Annotated in this window: 12 protein-coding genes; 9 read left to right on the top strand and 3 right to left on the bottom strand. The window is 63.9% G+C overall.

What is annotated here, in order from left to right; genetic code table 11:
• Positions 1-43 precede the first annotated feature (43 nt).
• Positions 44-700, top strand: coding sequence for a 16S rRNA (guanine(966)-N(2))-methyltransferase RsmD (rsmD, locus tag ACQCST_RS12730; RefSeq protein WP_426996125.1), 657 nt, complete (start codon positions 44-46; stop codon positions 698-700).
• On the opposite strand, the gene ACQCST_RS12725 is transcribed toward rsmD, so the two are convergent.
• The 3 genes from ACQCST_RS12725 to ACQCST_RS12715 are packed head-to-tail and all read right to left on the bottom strand — an operon-like array spanning position 697 to position 3,601.
• Entirely contained in the window at positions 697-1,485 is a 789-nt protein-coding gene (locus tag ACQCST_RS12725) for a spermidine synthase (protein WP_426996124.1), read from the bottom strand. The genes rsmD and ACQCST_RS12725 overlap by 4 nt on opposite strands.
• Positions 1,485-2,693: an aminotransferase class I/II-fold pyridoxal phosphate-dependent enzyme gene (locus ACQCST_RS12720; RefSeq protein WP_426996123.1), complete on the bottom strand. Its 1,209-nt coding sequence runs from the start codon at positions 2,691-2,693 to the stop codon at positions 1,485-1,487. Before ACQCST_RS12720 ends, ACQCST_RS12725 begins: the two co-directional genes overlap by 1 nt.
• Positions 2,690-3,601 carry an SDR family NAD(P)-dependent oxidoreductase gene (locus tag ACQCST_RS12715; RefSeq protein ID WP_426996122.1) on the bottom strand — a complete coding sequence of 304 codons (912 nt, stop codon included), beginning with the start codon at positions 3,599-3,601 and terminating at the stop codon, positions 2,690-2,692. The genes ACQCST_RS12720 and ACQCST_RS12715 overlap by 4 nt, the downstream gene beginning before the upstream one ends.
• A gap of 43 nt (positions 3,602-3,644) precedes the next feature.
• On the opposite strand from ACQCST_RS12715, the gene coaD reads away from it, so the two are divergent.
• From coaD to ftsY, 8 genes are all read left to right on the top strand, one after another.
• Positions 3,645-4,145 (top strand): pantetheine-phosphate adenylyltransferase, encoded by a 501-nt coding sequence (gene coaD / locus ACQCST_RS12710; protein WP_426996121.1) that lies wholly within the window; start codon positions 3,645-3,647, stop codon positions 4,143-4,145.
• 176 nt (positions 4,146-4,321) lie between these two features.
• Entirely contained in the window at positions 4,322-4,846 is a 525-nt protein-coding gene (locus ACQCST_RS12705) for a YceD family protein (protein WP_426996120.1), read from the top strand.
• Between the two features lie 36 nt (positions 4,847-4,882).
• Positions 4,883-5,086 (top strand): 50S ribosomal protein L32, encoded by a 204-nt coding sequence (gene rpmF, locus ACQCST_RS12700; RefSeq protein ID WP_003806041.1) that lies wholly within the window; start codon positions 4,883-4,885, stop codon positions 5,084-5,086.
• Between the two features lie 21 nt (positions 5,087-5,107).
• Positions 5,108-5,854 carry a ribonuclease III gene (rnc, locus tag ACQCST_RS12695; RefSeq protein WP_426999173.1) on the top strand — a complete coding sequence of 249 codons (747 nt, stop codon included), beginning with the start codon at positions 5,108-5,110 and terminating at the stop codon, positions 5,852-5,854.
• Between the two features lie 8 nt (positions 5,855-5,862).
• The gene (gene mutM / locus ACQCST_RS12690; RefSeq protein ID WP_426996119.1) at positions 5,863-6,828 is read left to right on the top strand and encodes a bifunctional DNA-formamidopyrimidine glycosylase/DNA-(apurinic or apyrimidinic site) lyase; all 966 of its coding nucleotides are present in this window, start codon (positions 5,863-5,865) and stop codon (positions 6,826-6,828) included.
• A 90-nt stretch (positions 6,829-6,918) separates the two neighbouring features.
• Entirely contained in the window at positions 6,919-7,356 is a 438-nt protein-coding gene (locus ACQCST_RS12685; RefSeq protein WP_426996118.1) for a hypothetical protein, read from the top strand.
• Between the two features lie 119 nt (positions 7,357-7,475).
• A complete protein-coding gene (gene smc, locus ACQCST_RS12680) occupies positions 7,476-11,111 on the top strand; it encodes a chromosome segregation protein SMC (protein WP_426996117.1) in 3,636 nt (1,211 codons plus the stop codon).
• Positions 11,112-11,193: 82 nt separating this feature from the next.
• Positions 11,194-12,405: a signal recognition particle-docking protein FtsY gene (gene ftsY, locus ACQCST_RS12675; protein ID WP_426996116.1), complete on the top strand. Its 1,212-nt coding sequence runs from the start codon at positions 11,194-11,196 to the stop codon at positions 12,403-12,405.
• Positions 12,406-12,459 lie beyond the last annotated feature (54 nt).

Here is a 12,459-nt window from a genome sequence, read left to right as displayed (position 1 = left end):
CTCCAGCGAACACAAAATTGCCGGCAGCCATGAGGCCGCGCCCGTGAGCCGCATCATTTCCGGTGCGGCCGGCGGCATGCCCCTGGTGAGCGTACCCGGCTCCCTGACCCGCCCCACCACGGACCGGGTCAAGGAGGCGCTGTTCTCCCGTCTGGACGCTTTTGACGTTATTTCCGGGACCCGCGTGCTGGACCTCTACGCAGGATCCGGATCGCTGGGCGTGGAGAGCGGCAGCCGTGGAGCCGAATTCGTTGACCTCGTGGAGTTTGACGCCAAGGCCAGCGCAGTTTGCCAGCGCAACGCGGATCTGGTGAACGGAGTACTGGGACGCAAGGCCGTGTCTGTGCACCGCTCGAAGGTGGAATCGTTCCTGGAGCGCGCTGCGGACAGCACCCTGTGGGATCTGGTGTTTCTGGACCCGCCATATCCTCTGGACGAACCGGCGCTGGGCGACGTCCTGGGCAAGCTGACCCCGCATCTCGCCCCTGCCGCTGTAGTGGTGGTGGAACGCTCGGCACGGACGCCGGAACCGTCGTGGCCCGAGGGAATGGAACGTTTCGCGGAAAAGAAGTACGGCGAGACGAGGCTCTGGTTTGCCGAGCCTGCTGACGCCGTCGCGTCTGATGGTGACGGTTCTGAAGCCGGGACAAGCGAATTGGGGACCAGCGAACTGGGGACAAGCCAAACCGGGACTGGCTAGGCGGAGAGTGTGTCCAGTTCAACGCCGGCCAGCACCAAGGCCGGATACGGACCCCGCGCCATCAGTTCGTCCGTCCACGGTGCCGGCCACGGCGTCTGCGTGCCGGTCAGAATGATGTTTCCGGGGTAGCGCCCCTCGAACATGCCGCGCTCGGCGAAGGCCGCAACGTCGGTCATGGCCCGGCGGAGCGCCGCAACCTGGCTGCGGACGAGCGTGAGGCCGGGTTCGTCGCCCACGTTGACGATCAGCACACCGCCGTGCCCCAACCTGGCTGCGGCTTCCTGGTAGAACTCGGCGCAGGCAATATGCTCCGGTGCTTCCGGGCCGGAGAATATGTCCAGGATGATCACATCGAAAAGCAGCCCGCCAGGGAGCTCGGCCAGCGAGTCCCTGGCATCACCGATCAAGGTGGTGAGCCGGGTGCCCGCGGGCAAGGGAAGCTGCTGCAGCACGAAGTCCAGCAACTCGCGTTCCAGTTCCACGGCGTACTGCTCGGAGCCGGGGCGTGTGGCCTGGATGTACCGGGCCAGTGTCAGCGCACCCGCACCGAGGTGGAGGGCCCTGATGGGCTCGCCGGAGGGGGCCGCAAGGTCCACAATATTGCCGATCCGGCGGAGATACTCGTAGAAAATCTCCCCGGGTTTGGACAGGTTCACGTGCGACTGTTCGGCCCCGCCGATGCTCAGCACATAGGCGCCGTCCGTGAAGGCATCCGGTTCGATCGTGGCGTGCTGCCCGGTGGTCCGCAGGAACCGTGCCGACGTGGTGCCGTTGGCTGCAGCCATCAGAGCTTGTCCCGCAGGGTAGCGAGCCTGGCAGCGGCTTCTTCCAGGACCTCCGTCTTTTTGCAGAAGGCGAAGCGCAGCAGGCTCCGGGTTCGTTCGGCTCCCTCAGGGTGACAGAAAACGGGCACCGGTATTGCGGCGACGCCCACCAGCGCCGGCAACCGGCGCGCAAGGTCCACCGAATCGCTGATTCCCAGCGGCGACGTGTCCACGTTAACGAAGTAGGTGCCTTGCGGCGTGAAGACGTCCAGTCCCGCCGCCCGCAGGCCTTCGCTGAGGATGTCGCGTTTCGTCTGGAGCGTGGCGGCAGCACCGGCATAGAACTCGTCCGGCAACGCCAGCCCGGCCGCAATGGCGCTCTGAAACGGAGTTCCCGAACTATAGGTGAGGAACTGCTTCACGGTCCGGACCGCCGCCACCAGCTCCTCCGGCCCGCTCAGCCACCCGATCTTCCAGCCGGTGAAGGAAAAGGTCTTTCCCGCAGATGAGATGGTGATGGTCCGCTCCGCTGCCCCCGGAAGTGTGGCCACCGGGATGTGGCTGACACCAAAGGTGAGGTGCTCATATACTTCGTCAGTGATGATCAGGGCGTTGTGCTTTGTGGCCAGTTCGACGACGCGCTGAAGCACCCCGCGGGGGAAGACCGCCCCGGTGGGGTTGTGAGGGTTGTTCAACAGCACTACCCGGGTCCGGTCGCTGAATGCAGTCTCCAGGGCCGCCATGTCGGGAAGGAAATCGGGTGCCAGCAGCGGCGCAGTGATGTGCGTGGCGCCCGAGAGCCCGATGATGGCACCGTAGGAGTCATAGAAGGGCTCGAACGTCAGGACCTCGTCGCCGGGCCCCACGAAGGCCATCAGGGACGCCGCGATCGCTTCGGTGGCGCCGGTGGTGACAATGATTTCCGTCTGCGGGTCCGGGGTCAGGCCGTAGAAGTGCTCCTGATGGCGGGAAATGGCTTCGCGCAGTTCCAGGAGTCCCTTCCCCGGGGCGTACTGGTTGGCGCCGGCGGCGATGGCTGCCTGGGCGGCCGCCTTGATGGACGCCGGGCCGTCCTCGTCCGGGAAACCCTGGCCGAGGTTGATGGCTCCGGTATGCAGGGCCAGGGTGGTCATCTCTTCAAAAATAGTCACACCGAGCGCACCGTCAGGCGCCAGGAGGTTAGCGCCTGCAGCGGCGCGCTGCCACGGTGCGGGGACAGGGGTATTCACTTCGGGCCTGTTCCTCTCTCTGCCCCGGCTGCGGCGTTGCTTCCGGCCGGGGAACCGGTGACGGACGCGGGCGTCCGTCCGGTGAACTTGTCCATGCTGGAATAGATCCGGAAGATCCGTCCGCCCACAAAATCCCAGGCCCGCACCGGCAGGATCCCGCGCAGTGTCTTGCCCAGGTTGGCGGTCCAGGGGGCGATCAGCAACGGATGGCCGGCGACCGTTGCCCGCCATGCGCGCCCGACGGCGTCGTCAGGCGTCATCAGCGGTGTCATCAGGGGGCCGAGGGCGCCGGCGAACATCCCGGTGGAGATGTAGCTGGGGCAGAAGGTGGTGACCCGGAGATGCGCGTGGCCCTCTTGCTCAAGTTCAAGGCGGAGTGAGTCGCTCCAGCCCATCACGGCCCATTTGGAAGCGGCATACACGCTCATCTTCGGGTTGGCCACCGTGCCGGCGGCCGAGGCGACGTTAAGAATCCTCCGGGGCCTGCCGGCGTCGGCCATCATGTCCGGCAGAAAAGCCACCGTGACGTACATGGGCGCCAGAGCGTTGACGTCCATGGTGAGGGCAATGTCCTGCGCCGGCCGGTGGTCCCAGAAGAAGGCGCCGCGGACAATTCCCGCGTTGTTGATAAGCAGCGTCAGCGGACCCTCGGCGCGGCACTCTTCCGCGGCTGCCGCAATGGCTGCGCTGTCAGCCAGATCCACCTGCATGGCTATGGCACGCGCGCCCAATGCGGTGACCTCCGCTGCCACACTCGCCAGCCCCTCAGCGTCAACATCCCACAGGATCAGCGTCCCGGCGCCCTCCCGGGCTGAACGGAGAGCGTACAGCCTGCCCATTCCCATAGCGGCGCCTGTGACCAGCACTACGCCTCCTGCAACGGTAAAGGGCTCAGCTTCCGGATTCATCCCGTCATGGTATCCCGGCCAGCGGATGGGGTAGGTTCGGAGCATGAGACGCGCAGTATGCCCTGGCTCCTTTGACCCTATCCACAACGGCCACCTCGAGGTCATTGCCAGGGCCGCGAGTTTGTTCGATGAGGTCATTGTGGCTGTGTCCACCAACTATTCCAAAGAGTACCGCTTCAGCCTCGAGGAACGGATCGAAATGGCCAAGGAAACACTGGCCTCCCTGCGCGGCATCGTGGTGGAACCGGTGGGAGAGGGGCTCCTTGCTGAGTACTGCCGGCAACGCGGGGTATCCGCGATCGTGAAGGGGCTCCGGTCGTCGTCGGACTTTGACTACGAGCTGCCCATGGCCACCATGAACCGTCAGCTGAGCGGTGTGGAGACGGTCTTCCTGCCTGCTGAAGCGCACTACCTGCATTTGTCCTCCACGCTGATCAAGGAAGTCTTCACTTTGGGCGGCAGCGTGTCGGAGTACGTTCCCCGGTCTGTCCACAAGCGGCTCCTTGCGGGCGCGCCTTCCATTGAACAGCAGCCAAGAGGGTAAGCTAGTCAGGTACTCGACGGCCTCCTGCCGCCGGTGCGGCCCATATCCCCGGTGGACGGCAGTGCATAACTGCGCGACTGCCACCCGGTTTGAGTCCGCCGGGGACTTCAGGCTAAGATGGTACGTCGGTCATATGTTCAACAGGAGTTCTCATTAAACGAGATGCTAGTTCGCCCTTGGTGTTTGACGTCAAGGATCTCGGACGCAGTCCGGGAAGCATGCGGACGCTGACAGAACATGTACCTGCACCAAGTGATCTTGGTGTGGCACTCATTGGCGTCAAGCAAGGCTCGGATATCGGGCTGGACCTGAGGCTTGAGGCCGTACACGAAGGAATTCTGGTATCAGGAGACGTAATCGCCAAAGTTAGCGGCGAATGCGGCAGATGCCTGGATCCCCTTGCGTATGACCTTGAGGTCAATGTGCAAGAACTTTTCTTCTACGAAGGCGTCCTGCTTTCGGACGAAGAAGACGATGAAGAGCAATATCGAGTCGAGCACGATCTGATCGATCTTGAACCGGTGTTGCGGGACGCAGTTGTAACCATGCTGCCGTTCCAGCCGGTGTGCCGGGAAGACTGCCAGGGCCTTTGTTCCGAATGCGGAGCTCGCCTGGAAGACGAGCCGGGGCACCACCACGAGGTCTTGGATCCTCGCTGGGCTGCCCTAGCTGATATGGCTAAGCCTGACCGGCAAAATTGATTTGTACGTGTTTGTCTAGAGAGAAATGAGTTAGCCGTGGCTGTTCCCAAGCGGAAAATGTCTCGCTCGAATACCCGCGCCCGCCGCTCCCAGTGGAAGGCAACCGCCCCCCACCTGGTGAAGACCATTGAGAACGGCCAGGTTACTTACAGCCTGCCGCACCAGGCAAAGGTCGTTACCGACTCGGCTGGCACTGCGCTGTTCCTTGAGTACAAGGGCCGCAAGGTCGCAGACGTCTAATCGGCCCTAAGGCTGACCATGATGTCTTCAACTGAAGAGCTTCTGAAGCGTCTCGGTGTCTCAATTGACGCCGGGACGCTTCGTCTTGCTCTTACACACCGCTCCTATGCCTACGAAAACGGCGGCATACCCACCAACGAGCGCCTCGAGTTCCTTGGCGATTCGATCCTGGGGTTCTCGGTCACCGACGCGCTCTACCGCGACAACCCTTCGCTGCCCGAAGGCGATCTGGCCAAGCGCCGATCCGCCGTGGTCAGCACACGGGCGCTCGCCGGGATAGGCCGCAGCCTCGGAATCGGGGACTACATCTACCTCGGGCAGGGTGAAAAGCTCACCGAAGGCAAGAACAAGGCCTCCATCCTTGCGGACACCATGGAAGCGCTGATCGGCGCCACCTATGTTTCCAACGACATCGAGACCGCGCGCCGGCTGGTCATGCGACTGGTGGGCCCGCTCCTTCAGGACGCGGCTGCGCTGGGCGCCGGCACCGATTGGAAGACCAGCATCCAGGAACTGGCTGCCAGCCGTCAGCTGGGCAGCATCCACTATGCGGTGGATGGCTCCGGCCCGGACCACGCCCGCAACTTTGCGGCGGTACTGCTCATCGGCGGCACGGCGTTTGGCAAGGGCGCCGGGCATTCCAAAAAGGAAGCCGAACAGGAAGCTGCAGCGGACGCCTGGCGGTCATTGACCGTCACTGTCGTTAGCGATACTTCCGTTACTGGCACTTCCGGCGCATCGCCGTCGGAATCACCGGCAACCGCCTAAGCGGCGCAATGCCCGAACTCCCCGAAGTCGAAGTTGTCCGCCGCGGGCTCGTGAACTGGGTCCGCGGCAGGGCAATCACTTCAGTGGATGTAGTGGACCCCCGCTCCATCCGCCGGCACTCACTCGGCGCCGAGGATTTTGCCGGAAACCTGGCGGGCGCCACTGTCCTAGACGTTGTCCGGCGCGGTAAATTCCTCTGGATGCCGTTGCAGGACGGCCCGTCAGATGCCTCAGCCGCGGCCCGTGGCGAGGTACCTTCCGTTGCACTGATGGCTCATTTGGGCATGAGCGGCCAACTGCTGATGCAGGACCCCACCGTGCCGGATGAGAAACACCTAAAGGTCAGGCTGCGCCTGAGCCCGGTTGAAGGTATGCCCGGTGAGCTGAGGTTCGTGGATCAGCGCATCTTCGGCGGGCTGTTTGTCACCTCCATGATCCCCACGGACGACGGCGGTCCTGGCGGTTTGGCGGAGGCGCCCACACCGATGATTGCCGAGGAAGCAGCCCACATTGCCAGGGATCCGCTGGACCCCTGCTTCTCGTTTGAGGGCTTCTACCGTCGCCTCCGGCGTCGGAAGACCGGGTTGAAGCGTGCGCTCCTTGATCAGGGCCTGGTCTCCGGCATCGGCAACATCTACGCTGACGAGGCGCTGTGGCGGTCCAGGCTCCACTATGCCCGCCCCACGGACACCCTTCGGCGTGCCGATGCGCTGGCTGTGCTTGAGGCCGCGCGGGCTGTCATGCTGGATGCCCTCGCAGCAGGTGGCACCAGTTTTGATTCGCTGTACGTGAACGTCAACGGCGCCTCGGGATACTTCGCCCGATCCCTGAATGCTTATGGCAGGGAAGGGCAGGAATGCCTGCGCTGCGCTGAAACAGGACTGGCAAGCGTCATCAGACGCGAGCAGTTCATGAACCGGTCCTCATACAGTTGCCCGGTCTGCCAGCCGCGCCCCCGTAACGGCCGCTGGTAACGGCCCACCGAAGTGCCTGCGCCCAAAGACAGTGCCGGCGCCGGCCGGCCGGGCCTGACGAAGGCCCCGAAGCGGTGGAAGACTGTGGCCATGAAAGTCTGGGCAATCCGCATTGGCATCGCACTCATCTTCAATGCCATCACGCTGTGGGTGGCGTCGGTCCTTCCCGGGATCCGGCTGGGCGGCGGATTCTTAGGGGCGGTGGCTATCTTCACGGCCGCCACCCTTTTGATCAAGCCGCTCATCACGTCATTTCTGACCAGACGCGGTGAAGGCTTAGGGAGCCGGGCAACCTGGCTGCGAGGCAAAGCGCTAACCGTAATAGTGGGCCTGCTGGCTACCTTGGGGATCCTGATGCTGACCGGCATCTTCTCCAGCGGCTTCAACATCAGCGGCCTCACGGGATGGGTGCTGGCCACGGTTGTCATCTGGGCAGCCTCGCTGGTGTACGACTTCGTGGATGACGGGCTGGAGGCCAGGGCCCGCAAGCTGATTGACGGGATCTCCTCCCGATCGGGAAAACAGTGAGATCCGTCATACTTCAACTCCTGCCCTGAAGGCTGCAAATCCGCGGATTTTCGTCCAAAAGCAGTAGATTTAGGGCAGGAAAAGCAGCCGTCACAGCCATTCAGGAGATCAGAAACACCTTGCACCTCAAAAGTCTGACTGTCCGGGGATTCAAGTCGTTCGCGTCAGCGACGACCTTCGATTTTGAGCCCGGCGTCACCGCCGTGGTGGGTCCCAACGGCTCAGGCAAGTCAAACGTTGTGGACGCCCTTGCCTGGGTCATGGGCGAACAGGGTGCAAAGACGCTGCGGGGCGGCAAGATGGAAGACGTCATTTTCGCCGGGACGTCCGGCCGGCCGCCCCTTGGCCGTGCGCATGTGTCATTGACCATCGACAATACTGACGGCGCACTGCCCATCGAATACAGCGAAGTCACCATTTCCCGGACCCTGTTCCGCACCGGTGGCTCCGAATATGCAATCAATGGCGCGGGCTGCAGGCTCCTGGATATCCAGGAGCTGCTCTCAGACTCCGGGCTAGGCCGCGAGATGCATGTCATTGTGGGTCAGGGGCAGCTGGACAAAGTCCTGCACGCCACACCGGAGGACCGCCGGGGCTTCATCGAAGAGGCGGCCGGCATCCTTAAGCACCGGCGGCGCAAGGAAAAAACTGTCCGTAAGCTCGAAGCCATGCAGGCCAACCTGCAGCGGCTCAGCGACTTGACCGGAGAGATCCGGAGGCAGCTGACCCCCTTGGGCAAACAGGCGGAAGTTGCCCGGCGCGCCCAAAGTGTCCAGTTCAACGTGCGTGACGCCCGCGCCCGGCTGCTGGCGGATGATCTTGTCCAGCTTCAGGGATCGCTGGCACAGGACGTCGCCGATGAAACAGCGCTGAAAGCCCGCCGTGCCCTGGTGGAGCAGGAGCTGGAGGCCGGCCGGCAGCGCCAGGCGACTCTGGAACAGCTTGCTGCAGAGGCAACGCCCAGGCTCAACGCTGCGCGGGATACCTGGTACCAGTTGACCGCGGGCCGTGAGCGGCTGCGTTCCCTGGGGTCGCTTGCCCAGGAACGATGCCGCCTGTTGGGTTCGGTAGATGCCGTTCCGGATTCTGGGCGGGATCCCGGTCAACTGGACAAACAGGCCGTCCGTGTCAGGAGCGAACAGGCCGAGCTGGAGCGCCACATCCTGGATAGGCGCAGCGCCCTCCAAGCAGCCTCGGCGGAGAAGTCCAGCGCTGAAGAGGCAGCAAATGCGGAGGAGACGCGGCTGACCGCAGTGCTTCGGGCCGCAGCAGACCGCCGTGAAGGCCTGGCCCGGCTGGCCGGGCAGGTGGGCGCTGCACGTTCGCGGCTAGAGTCAGCCCAGGCCGAGCTCGGGCGGCTGCGTGAATCCGTGGCGGCGGGCGCGGAACGCCGCCGGTTCGCGCAAAGTGAGTTCACGGCGCTGGAAACCCAGGTTGCGGGAGTTGAAGACGGCGAGGAAACCCTGGATGCCGAGTATGAGGACGCCAGCGGGTTGCTGGAATCGATTCTTGTCCAGATTGATGCGCTTCAAGCCGCTGAACGGGAAGCAGTCCGTGAACGCGACGCGCTGACTGCCCGGCGCGATGCACTGCAGCTTGGGTTGAACCGCAGAGACGGTTCCGAGCACCTACTGCGTGCGGACCTGCCCGGAGTGCTCGGCACGCTGGCCTCCATGCTCAGTGTGGAGCCCGGCTTCGAAGCGGCAATCGCCGCTGCGCTGGGCGCCGCCTCCGATGCCGTAGTTGTTGCTGACGGCGTTACAGCAGCCAACGCCGTCCAACTTCTTAAGGACGACAACGCCGGCCGTGCTTCGCTGCTGTTGGCGTCGGCCACCGGCGTATCAGGACCTGCCCTGCCTACCGGCGAGACAGCATCCAGCAACTCAGGGCTTCCGCAGGGCGCCCGCTGGGCAGCGGAGCTGGTGGTTCTTCACAGTGACAGCAGTGACAGCAATGACGGGAACGGCGGCGCCGGCGGTGTGTGGGCCCTGTTGGAGTCTACGGTTGTTGTCCGGGACCTGGGCGTCGCAGCGGAAGTAACCGCAGTCCGGCCGGAGCTGACTGCCGTCACAATGTCTGGCGACATCGTCACTGCGGTAGCTATCACTGGAGGCTCAGCCACGGCGCCGTCGTTGCTGGAGATCCAGGCCGCCGTCGATGACGCCGTCGCGGGGCTGGTCACGGTCACCGGTGAACTGGAGCGCAACCGCTTTGCCCTCGCTGGAGCAAAAACGCGGCGGGCAGAAGCTCAGGAACGGGCGGACGCTGCCCTCGACAAACTGCATGATTCCGATGCCCGGCTGGCGGCAGTAGCCGAACGGCTTGGCCACCTGAACTCAGTGCTGCGCAGCGCTGTGGGGGAAAATGAACGGCTGGCTGCCTCGCTGGCAACGGCCGAGGCCAACATTGTCGCCGAACAGGAGTCCCTCTCCGCCATTGCCGGCCGGTTGGCTGCGGCCCAGGAGGCTCCTGCGGACGGAGAGCCGTCCACGGGGCACCGGGACGCGCTCGCTGTGGCAGCCTCTCAGGCCCGCTCCGCAGAGATGGAAGCGCGGTTGTCATTGCGTAGCGCGGAGGAGCAGTTGACCGCCACCCGCAACCGCGCCGAATCGTTGGAGCGCGCCGCGGCCACCGAGCGCCGGGCCAGGCAGGAAGCAGCCGAACGGGCCCGCCGGCGCAGACTCCAGGCCACTCGGGCGGCTGCTGTCTCCGCTGCAGTCGGGCAGGTCATCGCTTTCATCGAAGTTTCCGTCGAACGTGCCAGGCAGGAACGCGACCATGCCGAGGAAATCCGGGAACTCCGGGACCGTGAGCTGCTGGAAATCCGCACCGCGAACGATTTGTTCGCCCGCGAACTCGCCGAATTGACGGATACTGTCCACCGGGACGAACTCGCGCGCGCCCAGCAGCGGCTCCGCATCGAGGTGCTGGAAACCCGGGCCATTGAGGAACTCGGCATCACATCAGAGGTGTTGGTAGCCGATTACGGCCCGGACAAACCGGTGCCGCTGCCGGCAGGAGAGTCCGGGGACAAATGGGCGGCGTTGCGTGCGCCGGTGGATGGCGACGGTAATACTGTTCCGGAAGGAAAGCCGTTCGTCCGTGAAGAGCAGGAAAAGCGGCTCCGCAAGGCCGAACGGGATCTCTCCGCACTTGGCAGGGTGAACCCGCTGGCGCTGGAGGAATTTGCGGCGCTGGAGGAGCGGCACCAGTTCCTCAGCACCCAGCTTGAGGACCTGAAATCCAGCCGGAAAGACCTGTTGGACATCATCAAGGAAGTCGACGAGCGCGTGCAGAAGGTTTTCGCCGAGGCGTTTGAAGACACCGCGGCGCATTTTGTCCGGGTCTTCGGGCGGTTGTTTCCCGGCGGCGAGGGCAGACTTGTCCTCACGGATCCGTCCGACCTCCTCACCACCGGCATCGAAGTTGAGGCCCGTCCGGCCGGGAAAAAAATCAAGCGCCTCTCGCTCCTGTCAGGCGGCGAACGCTCCCTGACCGCCGTGGCACTGCTGGTGGCGATCTTCAAGGCGCGGCCATCACCCTTCTATGTCATGGATGAAGTGGAGGCCGCACTGGATGACACCAACCTGGGCAGGCTGATCACCATCTTCGAGGAACTCCGCGAGTCCAGCCAGCTGATCGTGATCACGCACCAGAAGCGGACCATGGAGGTGGCCGACGCTCTGTACGGCGTCACGATGCGCGGCGACGGCGTTTCCACCGTGATCAGCCAACGGCTGGGTGCGAACATCTGAGCCGCCAGTCGGCGCCCTGATCCGGTTTGCCCCACCGGCACCCGCTCCGCAGCGCCTATGGCTATTGTGAGAAGCTTGGAGAGTGAATGACATCCTCCCCATTATTCTGTCCATTGTTGCTGCCCTGGTGGTTATTGGCGGGCTGATTCCGGTCCTGATGAAGACCCGGAAGAACATGACCCAGTTCCCCGGGATGCGGGATGAAAACGATCCAGCTGTACCGTCCCGCGGCGTCGGAACACTCACTGAGGAACGCCCGGCGGCGACGCCGGAGCGCAAGGCGCCGGCTGGCGTCGACGTCGAGCTTCTTGAAACTCGGGATGCACTTGATGATCTGGCCGGCCTGGAAGTACTTCCGGTGGAGACTCCGCTTCCCGTTGCCGGCCGCCTGGCACGGCTGCGCGAACGCCTGGCCAAGTCCAACAGCATCCTGGGCAAGGGGCTGTTGGCGCTGCTGTCCAGCGACAACATTGACGAAAACGTCTGGGACGAAGTCGAGGAAACGCTCCTGCTCGCAGACCTTGGCACGGAACCCACCATGCAGCTCGTGGACGCACTGCGCGAACGGGTGAAGGTGCTTGGCTCACGGACGCCGGAACACGTCAAGGAACTGCTCCGTGAGGAGCTCATCAGGCTGGTAGACCCCACCATGGACCGCAGCCTTCGTACCCAGCGCCACGCCGATAAGCCGGCCGTCGTGTTGGTGGTGGGCGTCAACGGCGTGGGAAAAACCACCACAGTGGGCAAACTGGCCCGAGTGCTGGTGGCAGAGGACAAAGACGTCCTCCTCGGTGCCGCGGATACGTTCCGCGCGGCGGCCGCCGAACAGCTAACCACCTGGGGACAGCGCGTGGGTGTCCCCACTGTGAAGTCCGACGTCGTCGGAGCCGACCCCGCATCGGTCGCCTATGAGGCGGTGAAGGCAGGCATAGAGCAGGAAGTGGACGTGGTCATGATCGACACCGCCGGCCGCCTGCAGAACAAGGTGGGCCTGATGGACGAACTCAGCAAGGTCAAACGCGTCATCGAGAAACTGGCCGAAGTGGACGAAGTCCTGCTGGTCCTTGATGCCACCACGGGCCAGAACGGACTAAACCAGGCACGGGTCTTCGCCGACGTCGTGAACATCACCGGAATTGTGCTGACCAAACTGGACGGTACCGCCAAGGGCGGGATTGTCGTTGCCATCCAGAAGTCACTCGGCGTCCCGGTCAAGCTGATCGGCCTCGGCGAAGGTGCGGACGATCTCGCGCCGTTCGACGCTGAAGGCTTTGTGGATGCCCTGCTGAACTGATAGTGCCCCAACTGAGCCGCAGGTTGTTCTGAGCGCTCAAAACGACACCTACTG

The organism is Pseudarthrobacter sp. N5 (assembly GCF_050157035.1).
Taxonomy (GTDB): Bacteria; Actinomycetota; Actinomycetes; order Actinomycetales; family Micrococcaceae; genus Arthrobacter.
The sequence above is the reverse complement of the archived record's forward strand: the minus strand, read 5'-3'. Positions and strand labels throughout refer to the sequence as shown.